The sequence below is a fragment of the Pseudomonas tolaasii NCPPB 2192 genome, assembly GCF_002813445.1.
Taxonomy (GTDB): domain Bacteria; phylum Pseudomonadota; class Gammaproteobacteria; order Pseudomonadales; family Pseudomonadaceae; genus Aquipseudomonas; species Aquipseudomonas tolaasii.
In genome coordinates, this window is record NZ_PHHD01000001.1 from 210,209 (window position 1) to 234,842 (window position 24,634).

The 24,634-nt window shown below is 61.5% G+C and carries 16 protein-coding genes; 6 read left to right on the plus strand and 10 right to left on the minus strand.

Annotated elements, in window-relative coordinates:
• Window positions 1–3 precede the first annotated feature (3 nt).
• Window positions 4–3,900, minus strand: coding sequence for a phosphoribosylformylglycinamidine synthase (gene purL, locus ATI14_RS01030; RefSeq protein WP_016971955.1), 3,897 nt, complete (start codon window positions 3,898–3,900; stop codon window positions 4–6).
• Between the two features lie 287 nt (window positions 3,901–4,187).
• On the opposite strand from purL, the gene mltF reads away from it, so the two are divergent.
• Window positions 4,188–5,648: a membrane-bound lytic murein transglycosylase MltF gene (gene mltF, locus ATI14_RS01035; RefSeq protein ID WP_016971956.1), complete on the plus strand. Its 1,461-nt coding sequence runs from the start codon at window positions 4,188–4,190 to the stop codon at window positions 5,646–5,648.
• A 168-nt stretch (window positions 5,649–5,816) separates the two neighbouring features.
• Here mltF and ATI14_RS01045 read toward each other — a convergent pair whose 3' ends face one another.
• From ATI14_RS01045 to treP, 5 genes are all read right to left on the minus strand, one after another.
• Window positions 5,817–6,095, minus strand: a complete 279-nt coding sequence (locus ATI14_RS01045; RefSeq protein WP_016971957.1) for a PTS sugar transporter subunit IIB — start codon at window positions 6,093–6,095, stop codon at window positions 5,817–5,819.
• A gap of 2 nt (window positions 6,096–6,097) precedes the next feature.
• Entirely contained in the window at window positions 6,098–8,629 is a 2,532-nt protein-coding gene (ptsP, locus tag ATI14_RS01050; protein WP_016971958.1) for a phosphoenolpyruvate--protein phosphotransferase, read from the minus strand.
• Between the two features lie 163 nt (window positions 8,630–8,792).
• Window positions 8,793–10,013, minus strand: coding sequence for a maltoporin (locus ATI14_RS01055; protein ID WP_016971959.1), 1,221 nt, complete (start codon window positions 10,011–10,013; stop codon window positions 8,793–8,795).
• A gap of 72 nt (window positions 10,014–10,085) precedes the next feature.
• Window positions 10,086–11,732, minus strand: coding sequence for an alpha,alpha-phosphotrehalase (treC, locus tag ATI14_RS01060; protein ID WP_016971960.1), 1,647 nt, complete (start codon window positions 11,730–11,732; stop codon window positions 10,086–10,088).
• Window positions 11,733–11,854: 122 nt separating this feature from the next.
• The gene (gene treP / locus ATI14_RS01065) at window positions 11,855–13,297 is read right to left on the minus strand and encodes a PTS system trehalose-specific EIIBC component (RefSeq protein WP_017253556.1); all 1,443 of its coding nucleotides are present in this window, start codon (window positions 13,295–13,297) and stop codon (window positions 11,855–11,857) included.
• A gap of 218 nt (window positions 13,298–13,515) precedes the next feature.
• Here treP and treR point away from each other — a divergent pair, with 218 nt between their 5' ends.
• The gene (gene treR, locus ATI14_RS01070) at window positions 13,516–14,220 is read left to right on the plus strand and encodes a trehalose operon repressor (RefSeq protein WP_016971961.1); all 705 of its coding nucleotides are present in this window, start codon (window positions 13,516–13,518) and stop codon (window positions 14,218–14,220) included.
• 202 nt (window positions 14,221–14,422) lie between these two features.
• On the opposite strand, the gene guaA is transcribed toward treR, so the two are convergent.
• The 4 genes from guaA to ATI14_RS01090 all read right to left on the minus strand — a co-directional run bounded on the left by guaA (window position 14,423) and on the right by ATI14_RS01090 (window position 19,183).
• Window positions 14,423–16,000, minus strand: coding sequence for a glutamine-hydrolyzing GMP synthase (guaA, locus tag ATI14_RS01075; protein WP_016971976.1), 1,578 nt, complete (start codon window positions 15,998–16,000; stop codon window positions 14,423–14,425).
• Window positions 16,001–16,080: 80 nt separating this feature from the next.
• A complete protein-coding gene (guaB, locus tag ATI14_RS01080; protein ID WP_016971977.1) occupies window positions 16,081–17,550 on the minus strand; it encodes an IMP dehydrogenase in 1,470 nt (489 codons plus the stop codon).
• Between the two features lie 241 nt (window positions 17,551–17,791).
• Window positions 17,792–18,340 (minus strand): hypothetical protein, encoded by a 549-nt coding sequence (locus ATI14_RS01085; protein ID WP_016971978.1) that lies wholly within the window; start codon window positions 18,338–18,340, stop codon window positions 17,792–17,794.
• A 75-nt stretch (window positions 18,341–18,415) separates the two neighbouring features.
• On the minus strand, window positions 18,416–19,183 hold the full coding sequence (locus ATI14_RS01090; RefSeq protein WP_016971979.1) for a sulfite exporter TauE/SafE family protein: 768 nt from the start codon (window positions 19,181–19,183) through the stop codon (window positions 18,416–18,418).
• Between the two features lie 99 nt (window positions 19,184–19,282).
• Between ATI14_RS01090 and ATI14_RS01095 the strand changes: the two genes are divergently transcribed.
• The 4 genes from ATI14_RS01095 to leuA all read left to right on the plus strand — a co-directional run bounded on the left by ATI14_RS01095 (window position 19,283) and on the right by leuA (window position 24,512).
• The gene (locus tag ATI14_RS01095) at window positions 19,283–20,173 is read left to right on the plus strand and encodes a LysR family transcriptional regulator (protein WP_016971980.1); all 891 of its coding nucleotides are present in this window, start codon (window positions 19,283–19,285) and stop codon (window positions 20,171–20,173) included.
• Window positions 20,174–20,203: 30 nt separating this feature from the next.
• Window positions 20,204–21,583 carry an exodeoxyribonuclease VII large subunit gene (xseA, locus tag ATI14_RS01100; RefSeq protein ID WP_016971981.1) on the plus strand — a complete coding sequence of 460 codons (1,380 nt, stop codon included), beginning with the start codon at window positions 20,204–20,206 and terminating at the stop codon, window positions 21,581–21,583.
• 3 nt (window positions 21,584–21,586) lie between these two features.
• Window positions 21,587–22,408, plus strand: a complete 822-nt coding sequence (locus ATI14_RS01105; protein WP_016971982.1) for a M23 family metallopeptidase — start codon at window positions 21,587–21,589, stop codon at window positions 22,406–22,408.
• A 424-nt stretch (window positions 22,409–22,832) separates the two neighbouring features.
• Window positions 22,833–24,512, plus strand: coding sequence for a 2-isopropylmalate synthase (gene leuA, locus ATI14_RS01115; protein WP_016971983.1), 1,680 nt, complete (start codon window positions 22,833–22,835; stop codon window positions 24,510–24,512).
• Window positions 24,513–24,634: the final 122 nt, after the last annotated feature.

Genomic DNA, 24,634 nt, shown 5'->3' on the forward strand with positions numbered 1-24,634 from the left:
GTCTTAGTTCACCCACACGCGGGCGTTGCGGAACATGCGCATCCAGGCGCCGTCTTCGTTCCACTCTTCCGGGCGCCACGAGTTTTGCACGGCGCGGAATACGCGCTCCGGGTGCGGCATCATGATGGTGACGCGACCGTCGCGGCTGGTGAGGCCGGTGATCCCGCGCGGCGAGCCGTTCGGGTTGGCCGGGTAGGTCTCGGTGACCTTGCCGTGGTTGTCGACGAAACGCATGGCCACACAACCGGACAGGTCGGCTTCCAGCAACGCTTCTTCGCTGGAGAATTCAGCGTGACCTTCACCGTGGGCGATGGCGATTGGCATGCGCGAACCGGCCATGCCTTGCAGGAAGATCGAGTTGGACTCCTGCACCTGCACCATGGCGACACGGGCTTCGAACTGCTCGGAACGGTTGCGCACGAAGTGCGGCCAGAACTCGCTGCCCGGGATCAGTTCGCTGAGGTTGGACATCATCTGGCAACCGTTGCACACACCCAGGGTGAAGCTGTCGTTGCGTTCGAAGAAGCCCTGGAACGCGTCGCGGGCACGGCTGTTGAACAGCGCCGATTTGGCCCAGCCTTCACCGGCACCCAGCACGTCGCCGTAGGAGAAACCGCCGCAGGCGACGAGGCCTTTGAACTCGTTGAGGTCAACGCGACCGGCGAGGATGTCGCTCATGTGCACGTCGATCGCGTTGAAGCCGGCACGGTCGAACGCGGCCGCCATTTCCACCTGGCCGTTGACGCCCTGCTCACGCAGCACGGCAACCTGTGGGCGGATGCCTTTCTTGATGTAAGGCGCGGCGATGTCCTGGTTGACGTCGAAGCTGAGCTTGGTGCTCAGGCCCGGGTTGTCTTCTTCCAGGATCACGTCGAATTCCTGCTCGGCGCAGTCGGCGTTATCGCGCAGGCGTTGGATCTGGTAGCTGGTCTCGGCCCACTGGCGTTGCAGCAGGCGGCGCTGGCCGGCAAATACCGTATCGCCGTTAAACGAGATGTTGATTTCGCCGTTGTTGATCGGCTGGCCGATCACCGCCACGCAGTCGTCCAGGCCAGCGGCGCTGAATTGGGCGAGTACGTCTGGCGTTGCGTCCTGGCGAACCTGGATCACCGCACCCAACTCTTCGTTGAACAGGATGCCGTTGATTTCGGACGCATCCTCGGCAACGCTGTCGAGCACGATGTTCAGGCCGCAGTGACCGGCGAAGGCCATTTCCACCACGCTGGTCAGCAAGCCGCCATCGGAACGGTCGTGGTAAGCCAGCAGGTGGCCGTCGGCGTTGAGGCCCTGGATCACCGCGAAGAAGGCTTTGAGGTCTTCGGCGTCATCGACGTCCGGTGCCTGCTTGCCCAACTTGCCATGGGTTTGCGCGAGGATCGAGGCGCCCATGCGGTTCTGGCCACGGCCGAGGTCGATCAGGATCAGGTCGGTGGTGCCCTTGTCCATGCGCAGTTGCGGCGTCAGGGTCTGGCGCACGTCGGTGACCGGCGCAAAACCGGTGACGATCAGTGACAGCGGCGAGGTGACGCTCTTGTCCGAACCGTCTTCGTTCCAGCGGGTGGCCATGGACATGGAGTCCTTGCCCACCGGAATGGTCAGGCCCAGCTCAGGGCACAACTCCATGCCGACAGCTTTAACGGTGTCGTACAGGCGCGCGTCTTCACCGGGGTGGCCGGCAGCGGACATCCAGTTGGCCGACAGTTTGATGTCGGACAATTTACCGATGCGCGACGCGGCGATGTTGGTGAGGGTTTCACCAATGGCCATGCGGCCCGACGCCGGGGCGTCCAGCAGGGCCAGCGGGGTACGCTCGCCCATGGCCATGGCTTCACCGGTGTAGACGTCGAAGCTGGTAGCGGTGACGGCAACGTCAGCCACCGGAACCTGCCACGGGCCGACCATTTGGTCACGGGCAACGAGGCCGGTGATGGTGCGGTCGCCGATGGTGATCAGGAAGCTTTTGCTCGCCACGGCGGGGTGGTGCAGCACGCGTTCAATGCTGTCGGTGAGGTCCAGTTTGCTCGGGTCGAAATCATCGCCCAGCTCGGTTTCACGCACGGCCGAACGGTGCATGCGCGGGGCCTTGCCCAGCAGCACTTCCAGCGGCATGTCCACCGGGCTGTTGCCGAAGTGGCTGTCGGTCACGGTCAACTGTGGCTCGGCAGTGGCTTCGCCGACCACGGCAAACGGGCAGCGCTCGCGTTCGCAGATGGCCTGGAAGCGCGCGAAGTCTTCAGGGCCAACGGCCAGTACGTAGCGTTCCTGGGATTCGTTACTCCAGATTTCGTGCGGGGCCATGCCCGGCTCGTCGTTTGGAATGTTGCGCAGTTCGAAACGGCCACCACGGTCGCCGTCGTTGACCAGTTCCGGGAAGGCGTTGGACAAACCACCGGCGCCGACGTCGTGGATGAAGCTGATCGGGTTCTTGTCACCCAACTGCCAGCAACGGTCGATGACTTCCTGGCAGCGACGCTCCATTTCCGGGTTTTCGCGCTGTACGGAAGCGAAGTCCAGGTCTGCCGAGCTGGTGCCGGTGGCCATGGAGGAAGCCGCGCCGCCGCCCAGGCCGATCAACATGGCCGGGCCGCCGAGCACGATCAGCTTGGAGCCGACCAGGATCTCGCCTTTTTTGACGTGTTCTTCACGGATGTTGCCCATGCCGCCGGCCAGCATGATCGGCTTGTGGTAGCCGCGCACTTCATCGCCACGCGGAGTGGTGATGGACTGTTCGAAGGTACGGAAATAACCGGTGAGGGCCGGACGGCCGAATTCGTTGTTGAACGCGGCGCCGCCCAGCGGGCCTTCGATCATGATGTCCAGCGCGGTCACGATGCGCTCAGGCTTGCCGTACGGCACTTCCCACGGCTGTTCGAAGCCCGGGATCTGCAGATTGGACACGGTGAAACCGGTCAGGCCTGCCTTTGGCTTGGCGCCACGGCCGGTCGCACCTTCGTCACGGATTTCGCCGCCGGAACCGGTGGCTGCGCCCGGGAACGGGGCAATCGCGGTCGGGTGGTTGTGGGTCTCAACCTTCATCAGGATGTGCACCGGCTCCTGCACCGCGCCGTACTGGCGGGTTTCAGGGTCCGGGAAGAAACGGCCGGCGACGGAGCCGACGATCACCGAAGCGTTGTCCTTATAAGCCGACAGAACGCCTTCGCTGTGCATCACGTAAGTGTTCTTGATCATGCCGAACAGGCTTTTTTCCTGGCTTTCGCCGTCGATGTCCCAACTGGCGTTGAAGATCTTGTGACGGCAGTGCTCGGAGTTGGCCTGCGCGAACATCATAAGTTCGATGTCGTGCGGGTTGCGCTTCAAACCGTTGAAGGCGTTGACCAGGTAGTCGATCTCGTCTTCGGCGAGCGCCAGGCCCAGCTCGGTGTTGGCCTTCTCGAGGGCGGCGCGGCCACCGCCGAGCACATCAATTGCGGTAAGCGGCTTGGGTTCGGCATGGCTGAACAGGCCGGCAGCCTGTTCCAGCTGGCTGACGATGATCTGGGTCATGCGGTCGTGCAGGCTGCTGGCGATCAGCTCGGCTTCGGCATCGCTGAACTGGCCGGCGACGTAGAAGGCGATGCCGCGCTCCAGGCGCTGGATTTTTTCCAGGCCACAGTTGCGGGCGATGTCGCTGGCCTTGCTCGACCAGGGCGAGATGGTGCCGAACCGCGGCAGAACCAGGAACAAGCGGCCGGTCGGCTCTTGAACGGGAACGCTTGGGCCGTACTTCAGAAGGCGTGCCAGCACTTGCTGTTCGTCGGCGGTCAACACGCCGGTAACGTCGGCGAAGTGAGCAAATTCAGCGTACAGGCCTGTAACAGCTGGAACCTTTTGGCTCAGTTGCTCAAGGAGTTTGCTGTGGCGAAAGGCAGAAAGGGCAGGAGCGCCGCGCAGGATCAACATCTTCGGGACAGCCTCGGGAAGGGGGTGTGCTTTGAGGCCGTGCATTCTAGCGTAAACCGCCGCCAACGGCACCCGAAACGGCACCGCTGGCCGTTGCCGAACGTCAGTTGGCACGGTTTGCACGCTATCGGGGCATTTTACGGGGGCAGGCGCGCAGTTATTTTAACCGTCACAAACCCGCGCCAACCCGCATTTCTGCGGGCTGCAGCCCGGTTTTGCGGGCGCTAGCAGACAAGTCCCCTGCTGTCGAGATATGGCGCGGGGGGGCGTTTGCGTATACTGCGCAGATGTTCTCCCCTACTGCTTTGCGCCCGCGATGCGCCAAATGGCTCCTCGCAACCGGACTCTTCCTGATGCTCAGCGCCTGTGTTGATAAACCCAGCACGCTCGAGCGAATCAAGGAGGATGGCGTATTGCGGGTGATAACCCGGAACAGCCCCGCCACGTATTTCCAGGACCGCAACGGTGAGACCGGTTTCGAGTACGAACTGGTCAAGCGCTTTGCCGACGATCTGGGTGTAAAGCTGGAAATCGAGACCGCCGACAACCTCGACGACCTGTTCGGCCAGCTGGGCAAACCCAACGGTCCGGTATTGGCTGCCGCCGGTCTGGTGAGCAGCGAGCAACGTGAGCAACAGGTGCGTTTCTCCCACCCTTACCTGGAAGTGACCCCGCAGATCATCTATCGCAACGGCCAGTCCCGCCCGACCAACGCGGCGGATTTGGTGGGCAAGAAGATCATGGTGCTCAAGGGCAGCACCCACGCCGAGCAATTGGCGGCGCTTAAAAAGCAGAATCCCGCAATTGAATACGAAGAGTCCGACGCCGTTGAGGTTGTCGACTTACTGCGCATGGTCGACGAAGGGCAAATCGACCTGACCCTGGTGGATTCCAACGAAGTCGCGATGAACCAGGTGTACTTCCCCAACGTGCGTGTGGCGTTCGACCTCGGCAACGCCAGCAACCAGAGCTGGGCCGTGGCGGCGGGCGAAGACAACAGCTTGCTCAACGAGATCAACAGCTACCTGGACAAGGTCGAGAAAAACGGCACCCTGCAGCGCTTGAAAGACCGCTATTACGGGCACGTTGATGTACTCGGCTATGTGGGCGCCTACACCTTCGCCCAGCATTTGCAGCAGCGCCTGCCCAAATACGAAAAGCATTTCCGCACCTACGCCAAGGAAGAAAAGGTCGATTGGCGGTTGTTGGCGGCCATCGGCTATCAGGAATCGCTGTGGCAACCGGCCGTCACCTCCAAGACCGGCGTGCGCGGCCTGATGATGCTGACCCAGAACACCGCCCAGGCGATGGGCGTGTCCAACCGCCTGGATGCCAAGCAAAGCATCATGGGGGGCGCCAAGTACCTGGCGAAGATCAAGGATGAATTGGACGACAGCATCGCCGAACCGGATCGTACGTGGTTCGCGCTCGCGGCCTACAACGTCGGCACCGGGCACCTGGACGATGCACGCACACTGGCCAAACGCGAAGGGCTGAACCCGAACAAGTGGCTGGACGTGAAGAAAATGCTGCCACGCCTGTCGCAGAAGCAGTGGTACAGCAAGACGCGGTATGGCTACGCACGCGGCGGGGAACCGGTGCACTTTGTGGCGAACATCCGGCGTTACTACGACATTCTGACCTGGGTGACCCAGCCGCAGCTGGAAGGCAACCAGGTGGTGGAAGGCAACCTGCATGTGCCGGGTGTGGATAAAACCAAGCCGCCGGAAGATAACCCACAGCTCTAGAACGCTGATCGTTCCCACGCTCTGCGTGGGAACGCCGCCTGTGACGCTCCGCGTCACGACTTTAAAAGCGGACGCAGAGCGCCCAAAGATGCATTCCCACGCAGAGCGTGGGAACGATCAAACGATCAATCGCGGGCAAGCCCGCTCCCACATTGGATTGTTGTTGCCTTAGAGGCCGGTGATCAGGTGTACAACACCGCCGGTCAACACCATCACGCCCGGCACACCCGCCGCTTTAAGCGCCGCGCCATCCAGCCGCGCAACGTCCTGCAACTGCACGCGCACCCGCGTCAGCGCCACAGGCTGCTGCGATTTGAGGTTATCCGCCCCGCCCAACGCCGCCAGCACATCCGCCGGCAATGCGCTCTGCTGCGGCGCTGCCACGGTTTCGGCGATCAAATCCGGTGTCAGGGCTTTCCAGAACGCCCGCTGCAATTTATCGAACATGCTCAGTGCTCCAGAACAGGTGAGGATTCAACGGTGGCCGCGTGGTATTGGCTCAAGGCCTCGCGCACCTGGGCGGCTTCTTCCAGGCCCAGCACCTGGCGGGCGATGATCTGGCAGTCGGCCAGGTCCAGCTCGCGTACGGTGGCCTTGATAGTCGGGATCAACGGCACGCTGACCGACAATTCATCCACACCCAGCCCGATCAGCACCGGCACCGCCAAGGCTTCGGACGCCAGCGCGCCGCACACGCCCACCCACTTGCCATGGGCGTGCGCCGCCTTGACCGTGGTGGCGATCAGACGCAGCACGGCCGGGTGAAAGCTGTCAGCCTGGCTGGCGAGCCGTGGGTGGTCGCGGTCCATGGCCAGGGTGTACTGGGTCAGGTCATTGGTGCCGATGGAGAAAAAATCCACGTGAGGTGCAAACACATCCGCCATCAACGCGGCGGATGGCACTTCGATCATGATGCCCAGTTTCGGCAGCTCGGTAAGCCCAAGCGCCAGCGCTTCCTCTTCCAGAATCTGCCGCGCCAGGCGCAGTTCGGACAGCAGGCTGACCATCGGCAACATGATGTGCAGGCGCGCAAAACCGGCGCTGGCGAGAATCGCGCGAAATTGTTCGCGCAACAGCTCAGGGCGCTCCAGGCACAGACGAATGCCGCGCAAACCGAGGAACGGGTTGGTTTCGGCCTCCATCGGCACATAAGCCAACGGTTTGTCGCCGCCGACATCCAGGGTGCGCACGACGAGGTTGCGCTCAGCCCCCAGCGCGCGGGCGATAGCGGTGTAAGTACCGGCCTGTTCCTCGGGGCTTGGCGCGCGGTTGCGGTCCAGGTACAGAAACTCCGAACGCAGTAGGCCGACGCCTTCGCCGCCGAGGGTCAGGGATTGCTCCACCTCTTGCAACGAAGCAACGTTGGCCGAGACGTCAACATGATGCCCGTCGCGAGTGGTGGCCGGCAGAGACGCCTGCGCCACTTCACGCTGACGGCGCAGAATCTGCTGTTGTCGCGTGGCTTCCAGCTGTTCGATTTCCGCCAGGTTCGGGTCCAGGTGCAGTTCGCCCTTGTCGGCATCCAGCAACACTTGTTTACCGTTGGCCAGCGTCAGCACGTTCAAGGGCACGCCGCAAATGGCCGGCAGCCCCAGGGCCCGGGCGAGGATCGCGACGTGGCTGGTCGCGCCGCCGCCGACGGTAACGAAACCCAGCACTTTGCGCGTATCGAGGCTGGCGGTTTGCGAAGGGGTCAGTTGCTCGGCAATCAGGATCGCGCGGTCCGGCAAATCCCAGGCGCTGTCTTGAATACCCAGGATCAGTTTCAGCACACGCTGGCCGACATCGGCCAGGTCCGCCGCGCGCTCGGCGAGCAACGCATTGCCCAATGCCTGGAACTGCCTGGCCGTGGCCAGTGTGGCGCTGTTCCAGGCAAACGCGGCGCTTTTGCCTTCGGCGAGCAGGCTGTGGGCTTGCTCCAATAAGGTCGGGTCTTCGAGCAGTTCCTGATGGGCGCGGAAGATTTCGGCCTGAGCGCTGCCGGCCGCCTTGGCCTGCAAGGCTTGCAGCGCCTCGGTAGCCGCCAGCAGGCCGCGCTCCAGCGCAGCGCGCTCGGCGGGCTCACCGGCGCCTTGTTCAGTGATGGTCAGCTCGGGTTCCGCTACCTGAACCACTTGGCCAAAGGCCGAGCCCGGCGAAGCACAAACGCCACGCAGCAAGGTCGCCGACGACACGGGTGTCACGGGCTCAACCACTTCTGCCACCGCCGCAACCGTCTCGCCGCAGCCCTCGGCCAGCAAGGTCACCAGCGCCTTGATCGCGGCGTCGGCATCCTCACCGGCCGCGCTCACCTGCAAGGTATCGCCCTGCACGGTTTGCAGGGCCATGATCGCCACCAGGGATTTGGCGTTGGCGCTCTGGGTTTGCTTGTGCAGGTAAATGCTCGCGTTAAAACCCTTGGCCGCCTGGGCAAATACCGCCGCCGGGCGGGCGTGCAGGCCGTTGGCGTTGGGCAAGGTCAGCGGCTTGGAGAACAGGGCGTCGCCCTCCTCTTCAGTGGCTTCTTCTACCGCATTACCCGGCGAGACTTGCAGTAATGGCTGACCCAGTTCCACCAGCTCGTTATCCTGCGCCAGCAGCACAAACGGCTCGCCGCTGACCACCAGCATCAAGGTCAGCAAACTGCGGGCATTGAGCGCCACGTAGTCGGCATCGAATTCAATCAGCGGCTGCCCGGCCTCCACGCGCTGGCCTTCCTGCACCAGCCGCGTGAAGCCCTGGCCTGCCAGGTTCACCGTGTCCAGGCCAATGTGCAGGAGCACCTGCACACCGTTGTCGTCGGTGATGCTCACGGCATGACCGCTGTCCTGAATATTGCTGATCACACCGGCCAACGGCGCGCAGAGGGTCTGCGTGGTCGGGTCGATGCACAGGCCGTCGCCGATCAGGCGGCTGGCGAATACCGGGTCGGGCACCTTGCCCAGCGCCAGCAGCACCCCGGACAGGGGCGCCAGCAATTCCAGGGGTTGCGTTGTGGTCATGACTTCACCTGCTGTTTTGTTCTGTAAAAATCATAGGGCGAACGGCGATCCAGTGTGGGAGCTGGCTTGCCTGCAATGGCATCACCTCGGTCCTGATGAAAAACCGAGTCGCCTGCATCGCAGGCAAGCCAGCTCCCACATTAGTCCGCGTACACCCACATTCTTATTTCCACCAGTATTCGACTTGCACACCAAAGTTGGACCCATGCCGCGCCGTGCCGTAGGCACCGGTGTCGGACAACGCCGAACCCGCCGCCAGCTCATTCGCCGCGCGCTTGGCGGCTTCGTTCCAGCTGGCGTAGGTGTAATACAAACGCACTTCAGGTCGCGCCCAGAAATCCGGGCCGTTGGGCGACCAGGTCGGGGCGAAGGTAAATTTGCTCAGCTTGCGCGTGCCACCGGTGGCCTCGACCTGATCGTGCCCAAGTTCGGTCACCAGCTTGAACTGCTCAGTGATCGCATAGGTCGGGCGCACGCCGACGGACATCCAGGTTTGGTCCGACGAGCCCGGGCGAATGTCTTTCTGATACACCGCCTCAACCTGCCCGCCGAAACGCGGGGTCACCTGCCAGTCGAAAAATTCCACGGCACGGTAGCTTTTGCTGCTCTTGTCCAGGGTCGTGTCGCCGGTGTAACCCAAGCCGGTGCCGGGGCCTTCACCGTACTGCAAGGCGAACTTGTTCCTGCCGCCCAGGAAAGGTTTTTGCACGTGCTGCGCCGTAATCGCCCAGCCGCTGTTGGCGTCACGACCGCCCGCTTTGTCGATGTAGCTCAAACCGAATTCCAGCTCGCCGCCGGGGTTGGTCTTGAAACCTGCCACGTTGAAGTCGTGACGGGTCGCGTATTCCTTCTGGTACAGGTTGTCCTTGCGGGAGATGGCGTAGCTGTATTTGAGGTCGCCGATTTTCACGTCCTCCACGCCGCCGCCCGTGGCACTCTGGTTCCAGTAGTAGAAGTCGGAAATGTGGATGTCATTTCGTTTGTAGTAACGCCGACCGGCCCACACCGAACCACCGTTGAGGCTCGGCAGGTTGGACCACTGCGCATACATCTGCGGCATGCGCGCCGAGCCGTTGTCTTCGCCCTGAAACCTCAGGTCGCGATCGTATTTGTTGTACAGCGAGGCCATGGCATCCACGCTGAGAACCGAGCCGTCGTCGAGGGTCAGCAGGTCCTGGCGCAATTCCAGCTCCGCATACTGCTCGCATTCGTTACCCAGCCGGTATTTGGATTGTGCCCCCGGCAACTGGAAGCACTGCTGCTTGCCGCTGCCCGTTGAAGTGCCGGCGCCGCTGCGCAGGTAACCGGCAAATTCCAGGGCTTGGGCGGCGAAAGGTGCGGTGAGACAAGACGCAATGAGGCCCAGCTTTATTGTTGTTCTCATGAAGCACTCCGATATTTTTATTATGTTTTGGGTCAAGCCCCCTGCACTCCCGGGCAGGGGTTGAAGCGGGTCTCAGTCCTTGAGGTGCAGCACAAACGATTCGTAAGGGCGCAGCAGCAGCGTGCCGGTAAGCGGCGGGCTGTCGGGGTAGTTGCTGATCAGCAGGCGCGGCGTCTGCGACGGGTTGATCACGTGATCGGGCAGCTGGATTTCGCACGGCGTGCCGTAGAAGTTGTTGAGCACCAGCAAGCGCTCGCCATGGCCTTCGCGCAGGTAAGCCCAGACGTGCAGATGGTCCTGCAGCAACTGGCGGTACACGCCTTCCTGAATCAGCGGCTCGTGGCGGCGCAAAGCGATCAGCGCGCGGTAGTGATGCAGCACCGAATCCGGGTCATCCAGTTGGCTGGCGACGTTGATCTGCGCCGCGTTGGCCGGAATACCGATCCACGGTTCGCCCGTGCTGAAGCCGGCGTTCGCCTCGGCGCTCCATTGCATCGGCGTGCGACCGTTGTCGCGAGACTTCTGCATGATCGCCGCCATGCTCGACGCCTCGGATTCACCGGCATCGCGTTTGAGGCGAAAGATGTTCAGCGTCTCCACGTCGCGGTATTGCTCAATCGTGTTGAACCCCGGATTGGTCATGCCCAGCTCTTCGCCCTGGTACACATACGGCGTACCCTGGAGGAAGTGCAGCGCCGTGGCGAGCATCTTCGCCGAGACCACACGGTGCTCGCCGTCGTCACCAAAGCGCGAGACCACGCGCGGCTGGTCGTGGTTACACCAGAACAGCGCGTTCCAGCCGCCACCGGCCTGCATGCCCAGTTGCCAGTCGGAGAAAATCTGCTTGAGTTGCAGGAAATCGAAGTCGGCCTTCACCCACTTCTGCAGGTTCGGGTAATCGACTTTCAGGTGATGAAAGTTGAAGGTCATCGACAGCTCTTTCGACTCCGGCCGCGAGTAGCGGATGCAGTGCTCGAGGCTGGTGGACGACATCTCGCCGACGTTGATCAGGTCATGCCCTTCAAAGACTTCGCGGTGCATTTCCTGCAGGTATTCGTGCACGTTCGGGCCGTCGGTGTAGAAGCGCCGGCCGTCGGTGTTGTCTTCGGGGAAATCGGCAGGCTTGGAGATCAGGTTGATCACGTCCAGGCGGAAACCGCCCACGCCTTTGTCGCGCCAGAAGCGCATCAGCTTGAACACCTCGGCGCGTACCTTGGGGTTGTCCCAATTCAGGTCGGCCTGGGTGTGGTCGAACAGGTGCAGGAAGTACTGGCCGGTTTGCGCCTCGTATTCCCAGGCAGAGCCGCCGAACTTGGACTCCCAGTTGTTCGGCTGGTCGCGCCAGATATAGAAGTCGCGGTACGGGTTGTCGAGGCTGCTGCGCGCCTGCTGAAACCATTCGTGCTCGATGGAGGTGTGGTTGACCACGATATCCAACATCAACTTGATGCCGCGCTTGGCCGCTTCGGCAATGAGCAAATCGCAATCGGCCATGGTCCCGTAGCTGGGGTCGATGGCGTAGTAATCGCTGATGTCATAACCATTGTCGCGCTGCGGCGAGCGCAGGAACGGAGTGATCCACAGGCAGTCAACGCCCAGCCATTTGAGGTAGTCGAGCTTGTCCACGATACCCAGCAGGTCACCGGTGGCGTTACCCGCGTGGCTGTGAAAGCTTTTTGGGTAGATCTGGTAGATCACCGAGTGTTGCCAGTCTTGCATGGTGGGTTCCTTCAGTTATTGGTGTGCTGGCTTTCAGGGCCTCATCGCAGGCAAGCCAGCTCCCACCGTTGAATGTGTTCACAAATCCAGGTGGGAGCGGGCTTGCTCGCGAAAGCGGTCGATCAGGCGACCCGGTATCCAGGCCGAACGATCTTCATGCTCAACGCACAGGTCAAAACAAACGGCACGACCATCGCGATGACCATCCCGATCACAAACACCGGGATGTACTGCGGAAGGATCGAGATAAACGCCGGCAAGCCACCGACCCCGATGGCCGACGCCTGTACCTTGTTCATCGACAGGAAGATGCTGCCCAGCGCCGAGCCCAGCAGCGCGGAGTAGAACGGGAACTTGAAGCGCAGGTTGACGCCGAACATGGCCGGTTCCGTGATGCCGAAATACGCGGAAATCGCCGAGGTCGAGGCCATGCTTTTGTCCCGCGCGTTGCGGGTGGTGTAGAACACCGCGAGGGCGGCGCTGCCCTGGGCCAGGTTGGACATCACAATCATCGGCCAGATAAAGGTACCGCCCTGGGTGGAGATCAACTGCAGGTCCACGGCGAGGAACATGTGGTGCATGCCGGTGATCACCAGCGGGGCATACAACAGGCCGAAAATCGCACCGCCGAGCATCGGCGCCAGGTCGAACAGGGTGACCACGCCCTCAGTGATCAGGATGCCGAGGTGACGGGTCACCGGGCCGATGACCGCCAGCGCCAGCACGCCGGTGACAACAATGGTGGTGATCGGCACGACCAGCAGTTGAATTGCATTCGGCACGCGGGCCCGCAGCCATTTTTCGATCACGCTCATCACATAAGCCGCCATCAGAATCGGCAGGATCTGCCCCTGATAGCCGACTTTCTCGATCTTGAACCAACCGAAAATATCGAAGTACGGCAGGCTCTGGCCGTCCAGCCCGGCCACGGCCTTGCCGTAGTTCCAGGCATTGAGCAGGTCCGGGTGCACCAGCATCAGGCCCAGCACGATGCCGAGGATTTCACTGCCGCCGAATCGCTTAGCCGCCGACCAGCCCACCAGCGCCGGCAGGAACACGAACGAGGTGTTGGCCATCAGGTTGATCAGGCTCCACAGGCCATCCAGGTTCGGATAGGCCTCCAGCAGCGTCTTGCCCTCGATGAACATGCCCTTGGCGCCCATCAGGTTGTTCACGCCCATCAACAGGCCGGCGATGATCAGCGCGGGCAGGATCGGCATGAACACATCGGAAAACACGCGCACCAGACGCTGCATGGCGTTGGTTTTGTCGGCGCCCTTCTGCTTGACGTCGGCGATGGTGGAGACCGCAAGGCCGGTGGCTTCGCGCAGGGCGGCGTAGACTTTCTCCACCTCGCCCGGACCGATCACGACCTGGAACAGGCCGCCGGTGAAAAACGATCCCTTGACCAGGTCGACCTGGTTCAGCGCACTGCTGTTGACCCGGCTCGGGTCCTTGAGCGCCAGGCGCAGGCGGGTCACGCAATGGGCAGCTTGCTCAAGGTTGTCGCTGCCTCCGAGGTTCTCGAGAATCTCGTGGGCAATGGTTGAATAGTCGTGGCTCATGCTTGGTTTCCACTTGGTTTTTTTTATTGGGGGCAGTCATTGGCAGCACGCCGAAAGCAAAAGTACTCGTACAGACGAGTTAAAGCAACAACTCGTCTGTACGAGTTACAAATTGTTTATTTTAGGTAGGCATACTTATCCAAGGGTTGAATGGACAAACCCCACCTCTGCCACTAAGGTTCCTGCCTTGAATGCAAATACGGCACAGAGCCACCACCATGAGTAAATACAACCAGATCTACACGGATCTGCTTGCCAGCATCACCACCGAACGCCTGCAACGCGGTACGCGCCTTCCCTCCGAGACCGAATTGATGGACGCCTACCAGGCGAGCCGTGGCACCGTTCGTCGCGCCATAGAGCAATTGCAGGAGCGTGGTTTCGCGCAAAAAATCCACGGCAAGGGCACCTTCGTGCTGTCGCCGAACCCGATTGAGTTCCAACTGGGCGGCATCGTCAGCTTCCACGAAACCCACGCCGACCTGGGCGATGACATCCGCACCGAAGTGGTCGAATTCAGCCAGATCCCGCTGGGTGGCTCATTGCTGCAACATATCGAAGCCGAGCCCGGCACGCTGATCACCCGCATCAAACGCATACGCCACATCGGCGGCAAACGCGTGATCCTCGACATCAACCACTTCGTCGCCGACGTGATCCCGGGCCTCGACCGCTCGATTGCCGAGCAGTCGATCTACGCGTTTATCGAACAGACGCTGCAGCTGCAAATCGCCTATGCCCAACGCACCATCGAAGCCCTGCCCCGCAGCAAAGACGACCAGGCACACCTGGACCTTGACGGGCAAAGCCATGTGATCGTGGTGAGTAACCAGACGTTTTTGCAGGACGGTCGGCAGTTCGAGTACACCGAGTCGCGGCATACGTTGGATAAGTTTTACTTTTCGGATATTGCACGGCGCTAGTCTCAAACAGAGATCAAAATGTGGGAGCTGGCTTGCCTGCGATGCAGACGCCTGGGTATCAAGCCTTACCGAGGTGAGGCCATCGCAGGCAAGCCAGCTCCCACATCGGGTTAGTGGTGTTTGACTCATCGCGCACCAGAAACACAAAACCCCGGCACATGGCCGGGGTTTTGTTATTCAGCGCTCACCTGCTACCGCAGGATCACTCCCACTCAATCGTCGCCGGCGGCTTGCTCGACACGTCATACGTCACGCGCGAGATGCCTTCGATCTCATTGATGATACGGCCGCTGACAGTTTCCAGCAGTTCGTACGGCAGGTGTGCCCAGCGCGCGGTCATGAAGTCGATGGTTTCTACGGCGCGCAGTGCAACAACCCACGCATAACGACGGCCATCGCCGACCACGCCAACCGATTTAACCGGCTGGAACACCACGAACGCCTGGCTGACCTTGTGGTACCAGTCGGCCTTGCGCAGCTCTTCGATGAAGATGTGGTCGGCGCGACGCAGCAGGTCGGCGTATTCCTTCTTCACTTCACCCAGGATACGCACGCCCAGGCCCGGGCCCGGGAATGGGTGGCGGTAGACCATGTCGTACGGCAGGCCGAGTTCCAGGCCCAGACGGCGGACTTCGTCCTTGAACAGTTCGCGCAGCGGTTCTACCAGCTTGAGGTTCATTTCCTCCGGCAGGCCACCCACGTTGTGGTGGGATTTGATCACGTGGGCCTTGCCGCTCTTGGCGCCGGCCGACTCGATCACGTCAGGGTAGATGGTGCCCTGGGCGAGGTACTTGATGTTGTCCAGTTTGCTCGACTGGGCATCGAACACGTCGATAAAGGTGCGGCCGATGATCTTGCGCTTCTTCTCCGGGTCGGACTCGCCGGCCAGGTTGTTGAGGAACTGGTCCTCGGCGTTGGCGCGGATCACCTTGACGCCCATGTTCTCGGCGAACATGGCCATCACTTGCTCACCTTCGTGCAGGCGCAGCAGGCCGTTGTCGACGAAGACGCAGGTCAGCTGGTCGCCGATGGCCTTGTGCAGCAGTGCAGCCACCACGGAGGAGTCAACGCCGCCGGACAGGCCCAGCAGCACGTTGTCGGTGCCGACTTGGGCACGAACTTGGGCAATGGCGTCTTCAGCGATTTTCGACGGGGTCCACAGGGCTTCACACTCGCAGATGTCGAGGATGAAGCGCGACAGGATGCGGCCGCCCTGCTTGGTGTGGGTCACTTCCGGGTGGAACTGCACGCCGTAGTAACGACGCTCGTCGCTGAACATGCCGGCGATCGGGCAGCTCGGGGTGCTGGCCAGGATGTGGAAGTCTTCCGGCATCCGGGTGACCTTGTCACCGTGGCTCATCCACACGTCGAGGCCGAACAGGCCATCGGCGTCGACGTGGTCTTCGATGCCGTCCAGCAGGCGGCTCTTGCCGACCACGTCCACACGGGCATAACCGAATTCACGCAATTCGGAACCTTCAACCTTGCCGCCCAGTTGCTCGGCCATGGTCTGCATGCCGTAGCAGATACCGAAGACGGGCACGCCCAGGTCGAATACGGCTTGCGGGCAACGCGGGCTGTTGGCTTCGTGCACGGACTCCGGGCCACCGGCGAGGATGACGCCTTTGGGTGCGAATTCGCGGATCGCTTCGTCGTCCATGTCGAACGGATGCAGTTCGCAGTACACGCCGATTTCACGCACGCGGCGGGCGATCAGCTGGGTGTACTGGGAACCGAAATCGAGGATCAGGATGCGGTGGGCGTGAATGTCGAGGGCCATGAAGTCAGTCTCGTCTAATGAATCAGAAACAACTCGGGGCTGAAGAACAGCCCCGGTTACTTAACGTTTTGCTGGAAGCCTCAACCTACGCGGTAGTTTGGCGCTTCCTTGGTGATCTGCACGTCGTGTACATGGGATTCAGCCATGCCGGCGCCGGTGATCCGCACGAACTCTGGCTGGGTGCGCATTTCTTCGATGTTGGCGCTACCGGTGTAGCCCATCGAGGAACGCAAGCCGCCCATCAGTTGATGGATGATGGCGCTCAGGGTGCCCTTGTAAGGAACACGGCCTTCGATGCCTTCCGGTACGAGCTTCTCGGCGCCTGCCGAGGAGTCCTGGAAGTAACGATCGGAAGAGCCTTGCGCCTGGGACATGGCGCCCAGCGAACCCATGCCGCGGTAAGCCTTGTACGAACGGCCCTGGAACAGCTCGATCTCGCCCGGCGCTTCTTCGGTACCGGCGAACATCGAGCCCATCATCACGCAGGAAGCACCGGCGACGATGGCCTTGGACAGGTCACCGGAGAAACGGATGCCGCCGTCGGCGATCAACGGCACGCCGGTGCCTTCAAGGGCAGCGGCGACGTTGGCGATGGCGCTGATTTGCGGCACGCCCACGCCGGCAACGATACGGGTGGTGCAGATCGAGCCAGGGCCGATACCGACCTTGACCGCATCCGCGCCCGCTTCGGCCAGAGCCTTGGCGGCAGCGCCGGTGGCGATGTTGCCGCCGATCACTTGTACATCAGGGAAATTCTGTTTGACCCAACGCACGCGGTCGATCACGCCTTTGGAGTGACCGTGGGCGGTGTCGACCACCACCACGTCAACACCCGCAGCCACCAGGGCCGAAACGCGGTCACCGGTATCTTTACCGGTACCGACCGCCGCGCCAACGCGCAGACGACCCTGGTCATCCTTGCTGGCCAACGGGTAAGCCTTGGCTTTTTCGATGTCGTTGACGGTCATCATGCCCTTGAGGGTGAATTTGTCGTCGACGATCAGCACGCGCTCGATGCGGTGCTTGTGCAACAGTTCGCGCACGTCGTTCTTGTCGGCGCCTTCCTTGACAGTGACCAGACGCTCTTTGGGCGTCATCACTTCACGGACGGTGACTTCAAGACGGTTTTCGAAACGCACGTCACGGGAAGTGACGATGCCGACCAGGTCGCCATCGTGCAGCACGGGAACACCGGAGATGTTGTGCAGGCGGGTCAGGTCGAACAGGTCACGCACGGTGGCGTCGGCCTCGATGGTGATGGGATCTTTCACCACACCGGCTTCGTAACGCTTGACCTTGCGCACTTCGGCAGCTTGCTGCTCGATGGTCATGTTCTTGTGGATGATGCCGATGCCGCCTTCCTGAGCCATGGCGATGGCCAGACGGGCTTCAGTGACGGTATCCATGGCAGCGGAAACAAGGGGAATATTCAGCTCGATGCCACGGGTTAGGCGGGTCTTGAGACTGACTTCGTTAGGAAGCACCTCGGAATAACCGGGCACTAGGAGAATGTCGTCGAATGTCAGAGCTTCTTGGCTGATACGCAGCATCGCGGGGGCTCCCGAGCGGGAAAATGGAAGCGCGCCATTATATACATGCACCCAGTCCGGCTCAATGTAAAACTCTGACAAACTTGGTAATACTGATAGATGGATATTTTTTAAACACTGATCGTTCCCACGCTCTGCGTGGGAATGCCGCCGTGGACGCTCTGCGTCCGCTCTTAAGGTCGTGACGCGGAGCGTCACAGGATGCATTCCCACGCGGAGCGTGGGAACGATCACAGATGGGTTAAAGCTCGACTTTGACCCAACTCATCTTCTGGTCCAGCCAATCGGCAAATTCGTCGATAAAGCTCTGCTTGAACCCCGCTTCCGCCCAGTTATTGAAGATAAAGCCCAGGTTGGAAAACCCGCATTCCTGCAGGAACAGAAAGCCGTTGATGTCATCTTCATGCCCACACAGCGGGCAGGTGAAGTTGTCGGTGTGGCCGGGCATCCAGTCTTCCAGGCTTTCGAACAGGGCTTCGCCGACTTCTTTAAGGCATTCCGGGCAGCCAGCCTCCTCGAGAAAGCCTTTGGCCGGCGTGTAGATGCAGCGTTTGTAGATGATCTCCAGGCCGTTGATCGGCTCGCTGAACGGCAACGCCTCGGGATGCAGCACCACGGCGCGGGCGCCATCGGCCAGGGCATAGCCCATGCGGTTGCCGGTGCGGCCACAGGTGGTCAGCTCTTCCTTGATAATGTTCTTGCGCACCAGCCAGCGCACGATTGCCCGGGCGCGGGGTTCGTGGACGGGCAAGGTGGAGATTTTCGGGACAAGGATGCTTTGGGAGTTCATGAGAGTCCTGCGGTGTGGCGGCTTGCCCGCGAAGGGGCCCTAAAGGCTGGCAGCTTAATCCCTACCCCACACAGGTCAAGTACTCAAGTAACGCCCGATCAAGGCAACCCCGCTGGCCAACACCAGCCACGTCACCCACCGCACAAACGCCTCGCGGGACATGCGCATCGCCAGCCTGCGTCCCCACCACACCCCCAATGCCATCGCCGGCAACAGGCACAGCGCCAGCATCAGCAGCGGCAAGTCTGCATACACTCCAGCCATCAGGAACAGGCTCAGGCGCACCACCGTGCTGCAACTGATCAACGCACTCTGGGTGGCGCGCGCCGCGTCCTTGGGCAGACGACTGTTCAGGTAGATCGCGTATAAAAAGCCGCCACTGCCAAACAATGCACCAAACAAGCCGCCGACCGTGCCCATGGGAATCGACCAACCTTTTGACAGCTGCGCGGGCCGAGCCCTCACCGCCAGGGTATAAATCGCATAAGCGCTGATAAACAGCCCCATCAACAGCAACAACAGATCCGAATGCAGGGTGAGCAAAAACACCACGCCCAGCGTGCAACCAATGGCCATGCATGGCAGCAGCCGCAACAGCTCCGGCTTATCCACATCCCGTCGCGATTGCAACAGGTTGCCAAACGCCGCCACGAAATCCAGCAGCACCAGCAGCGGGATAATCTTCGACAGCGGCATGAACAGGATGAGGATCGGTCCCGCCACCAATGCCGTGCCGAAGCCGGCAATGCCGAACACAACGTAAGCCGCCACGATGCCGGCGCCGATCGCCAACCATTGCCCGCCGCCGAACGACCACTGGCTCATCAGTTCAACCAGGCCCATGGATTTTTCCTTGAAAGAGATGCCCCTGACTTTAGCCATCCTCGAGTGTTGCGACTAATATCTTCAAAGCCCTCCACCCATCTCGAAAAGGCATGACGCGTGATCTCCACCCGCCAACTGCGCTACTTCGTCGAAATCGCCGACAGCGGCAGCTTCAGCGCCGCCGCCGAGCGTCTGTTTATCGCGCAATCGGCCCTGAGCCGGCAGATCAAGGAGCTTGAAACCCGCTTGCAAACCCCGCTGTTCGAACGCACGGCCCGCCAGCCCCGGCTGACGGCAGCCGGTGAGGCGTTCTACCCGAGGGCGCGTAACCTTTTGACTGAGCTGCTCAAGGCCAGCGAATTGGCCACGCAGGTCGGCAATGGCCAGTTGGGCACTTTGCGCTTGAGCCATTCGAGCACTGTGCCGATGAGCGGGGCCTTGTTGCGGGGGATTGGCGCGTGGCTGGAGCGCTGCCCGGGGGCGTCGCTGGACATCGCCAAACTCTCCTCCGAAGCGCAACTGGAGGAAATCGCCGACGGTCGCCTGGAGGTCGGGCTGTTGCGCCTGCCGGTGTTGCGCCAACGTGAAGGGGTGCGTGTGGTGCCTTTATACAGTGAGCAAGTGTTACTCGCTGTGCCGCCGAATCACCCGCTGGCGCACAGCAACTCACCGGTCGAACTGGCGCAACTCAAGGACGAAGCGTTTATCTCGATACCCCACCCCCAGCGCGGCGGCCTGAGTTACCTGTCAGCCGAGTTGTGCATGCGTGCAGGATTTTTCCCCAAGGCGGCGCGGGTGATGTCACGCAAGACCACCCAGTTGCAGCTGATCCAGGCAGGCTTCGGTATTGCCTTGTTACCAAAATCCATGCAGGACATCGCCCCTGCCAACGTGCGCTTTTTACCCCTGGCCGACCCGGACTGCCTCAGCACCGTGGCTCTGGCCTGTGCCCAGGCACCCAGCGCGCTGGTCGAGCAATTCTGCCAAACCCTGCGCGAATGCCTATAAACTGCCGCCCATGACTAAAGATCGTTTCTCATGATTAAAGACCCGTTTGCCCGTTTGGGCCTGGACCGTGAAGTCCTGACTGTCAGCCAGCTCAACGGCCGTGCGCGGGTGTTGCTGGAGGACGTGTTTACCAATATCTGGGTCGAAGGCGAGATCTCCAACCTAGCCCGTCCGGCCTCCGGCCACGTGTATTTCACCCTCAAGGACAGCGGCGCCCAAGTGCGTTGCGCGCTGTTTCGCAACAACGCCGCGCGGGTGCGCCAGGCGTTGAAGGATGGCCTGGCGGTGAAAGTGCGCGGCAAGGTCTCACTGTTCGAAGGGCGCGGCGACTACCAATTGATCCTCGATACGGTGGAGCCGGCCGGTGACGGCGCGCTGCGCCTGGCCTTCGATGCGTTGAAGGAAAAGCTCAGCGCCGAAGGCCTGTTCAGTGCCGAGCGCAAGGTGCCGCTGCCGGCGCACCCTCGCCGCATTGGGATTATCAGCTCGCCGACCGGCGCGGTGATCCGCGACATCATCAGCGTATTCCGCCGCCGCGCCCCCAACGTTGAACTGACCCTGATCCCGACCGCCGTGCAGGGCCGCGAAGCCATTTCCCAGATTGTGCGCGCGTTGAAACTGGCGGATGCACGGGGCTTTGATGCACTGATCCTGGCCCGTGGCGGCGGTTCGCTGGAAGACCTTTGGTGTTTTAACGAAGAAGCCGTGGCCCGTGCGATTGACGCGTGCGTCACGCCCATCGTCAGCGCCGTTGGCCATGAAACCGATGTGTCCATCAGCGACTTCGTGGCGGACGTGCGCGCCCCGACGCCCTCCGCCGCCGCCGAACTGCTCGCGCCAGACGCCAGCCACCTCGTGCGCCAGGTTGAAAACCTGCACCGGCGTCTGGTGATGCTGATGCGCAACCGTCTCGCCCACGACCGCCTGCGCCTGGAAGGCATGGCCCGCCGCCTGCGCCACCCCGGCGAACGCCTGCGCCAGCAGGCCCAGCGCCTGGATGACCTGGACATGCGCCTGCGTCGTGCATTCGAGCGCAGCCTTAATACCCGTCGCGAGCGCCTGATCCGCCTGGAAACCCGCCTCGCCGGCCAACACCCCGGCCGTCAGTTGGCCCTGCTGCGCCAACGCCTGGACAGCCTCGCCGAACGCCTGCCCCGGGCCATGCGCGAAGGCCTCAAGGCGCGCCGCCTGCAACTGCAAAGCCAGGTGCAGACGCTGCAGGTGGTCAGCCCGCTGGCAACCCTGGGCCGTGGTTACAGCATCTTGCTGGACGAACGCGGCCAAGCCATTCGCAACGCTGCGCAAACCCATACCGGCCAGCGCCTGACCGCGCGACTGGGCGAAGGCCAATTGCAGGTGCGGGTGGAAGACAACCACCTGACGCCCGTCACCCTTTCGTTACTGGACTGACTGATGCCACGTTTTCTCAGCTTGTTGATGCTCGTTTGCCTGTCCCTCAACGCCCACGCCGACAGCTACATCACGCGCCTGCTGAACAAGCCGGTGCCCGGCGGCGTGGCGGTGGTCGACCTCGGCACGTCGGCCACGGCCCCCAAGGCCACGTACCTGAATCGGCCAGTGCTGGTGGTGAAGGAACAGAACAATTGGCTGGCGATCGTGGGGATTCCGCTGACCGTCAAACCCGGCACCGAACGCATCACCAGCGCCGGGAAAAACCTGCCGTTCGTGGTGGGTTTCAAAAAATACCCCGAGCAGCACATCACCCTGAAGAACAAAAGCCAGGTGAACCCCGACCCGGCGCAACTCAAGCGCATCGAGGGCGAACTGGCCGTGCAGCTCAAGGCCTACCGCAGCTTCAGCCCGAACACGCCAAGCAACCTTTTGCTGGACAAACCGGTGAACGGGCCATTGTCGAGCAAGTTTGGCGTGCGTCGTTTCTTTAATGGCGAAGAACGCAACCCGCATTCGGGTCTGGACTTCGCGGTCGGTGCCGGTACGCCGATCAAGACGCCGGCGGCGGGCAAGGTTATTTTGACCGGCAACTACTTCTTCAATGGCAATACGGTGTTTGTCGACCACGGCCAGGGGTTTATCAGCATGTTCTGTCATATGTCGAAGATCGACGTGAAAGTCGGCGAGCAACTGCCGCGCGGCGCGGTGGTGGGCAAGGTGGGTTCGACAGGCCGCGCGACCGGGCCACACATGCACTGGAACATCAGCCTCAATGACGCACGGGTTGACCCGGCGATCTTTATCGGCGCGTTCCAACCTTGATATGAAGGGTGAGGCCACTGGCCTCATCGCGGGCAAGCCCGGCTCCCACAGGGGGAATACCTTTACTGTGGGAGCTGGCTTGCCTGCGATGGCGCCAGGCCAGTCGACACTATTGCGCAGCTGACAAATGCCACGCAAACAAAACACGACTAATCCACAAATAAAGCAACAAAATCTCGTTTCCTACGCATACAGCAGAACTTCTCTCAATTTTTCTCGACTGCTTGCCATCTTTCACCCCGGCGGTTAGGGTTGGGCTTATGAAAACCTCTCACACCCTCATTCAGCTCCGCCAGCACCGCAGCCTGTGCCTTGTCAGCGCACGACTGCCAGGCTGAATCGATCTGCCTCGTCTTCTGCTTTATCCCTAATAAACGCTTATGGCAGGCCGCCTCTTCTCGGCCCCTAAACAAAGGATTTCCCGATGAGCATGCTCAAAGACCCGTCTTCGAAGTACCGCGCGTTCCCGACTATCGATATCCCAGACCGCACCTGGCCGTCGAAGACCATCACCCAAGCGCCGATCTGGTGCAGTTCCGACCTGCGTGATGGCAACCAGTCGCTGATCGAGCCGATGGACGCGGTGAAAAAGCTGCGTTTCTGGAAGACTCTGGTAGCGGTCGGCGTGAAGGAAATCGAAGCATCGTTCCCATCCGCCTCGCAAACCGACTTTGACTTCGTGCGTACCCTGATCGAAGAAGGCCATATCCCGGACGACACCACCATCCAGGTGCTGACCCAGGCCCGTGAAGACCTGATCGCGCGCACTTTCGAGTCGCTGCGCGGTGCGAAAAAAGCCATCGTTCACCTGTACAACGCCACGTCGCCATCCTTCCGTCGCATTGTGTTCAACCAGGACAAGGACGGCGTCAAAGCCATCGCGGTCAACGCGGCCAAGCTGTTCGTCAAATACGCCGCCCAACAGCCGGAAACCCAGTGGACGTTCCAGTACTCGCCGGAAACCTTCAGCGCCACTGAACTGGAGATCGCCAAAGAAGTGTGCGATGCGGTCATTGAGGTATGGAACCCGACGCCTGAACACAAGGTGATCCTCAACCTGCCGGCCACCGTGGAGTGCGCCACGCCGAACATCTATGCCGACCAGATCGAATGGTTCGGCCGCCATATCAACCGTCGTGACAGCGTGATCATCAGCCTGCACACCCACAACGACCGTGGCACCGGTGTGGCCGCCACCGAGCTTGGCCTGATGGCCGGCGCCGACCGTGTCGAAGGCTGCCTGTTCGGCAACGGCGAGCGCACCGGTAACGTCGACCTCGTGACCGTGGCACTGAACATGTACACCCAGGGCCTGGACCCGCAGCTGGACTTCTCCGACATCGACGGCGTGCGCAAAGTCGTCGAAGAGTGCAACCAGATTCAGGTGCACCCACGTCACCCGTATGTCGGCGACCTGGTACACACCGCGTTCTCCGGCTCCCACCAGGACGCAATCCGTAAGGGCTTCGCCCAGCAGAAAGACGACGCCCTGTGGGAAGTGCCGTACTTGCCGATCGACCCGGCCGATATCGGTCGCAGCTACGAAGCGGTGATCCGTGTGAACAGCCAGTCGGGCAAGGGTGGCATCGCCTACCTGCTGGAGCAGGAGTACGACATCAGCTTGCCGCGCCGCATGCAGATCGAATTCAGCCAAGTGGTACAGGCTGAAACCGACCGCGTGGGCCTGGAGATGACCGCACCGCAGATCTACGCCTTGCTGCAGCGTGAATACCTGCAAGCCAACACGCCGTATGCGCTGGTCAGCCATCGCCTGCAGGAAGAGAACGGCAACAGCTTTGTCGAGGTGGAAGTCTCGGGCAAAGGCCAGGGCGAAACCAACCTGCACTGGAAAGGCAAAGGCAACGGCGCCCTGGAAGCACTGGTGGCTGGCCTGCCGATTGGCGTGGAGATCATGGATTACAACGAACACGCCATCGGTGCGGGTACCAATGCCAAGGCCGCGGCGTACATCGAACTGCGTGTAAATGGCGAGCGCCCAGTGCATGGCGTGGGCATTGATGAAAACATCACCACCGCCAGCTTCAAGGCGCTGTTCAGCGCACTGAACCGCTCGCTGAGCCAGCAGGAAGCCAAGGCGGCGTAAGCTGACTGCTGAAATGCGAAAGGCCCCTGGATGCGAATCCCGGGGCCTTTTTTTGGACTGTTAGTTTTGTGGTGTTTGTGAGGGCCGCATCGCGGGCAAGCCCGCTCCCACAGTTGGCATGC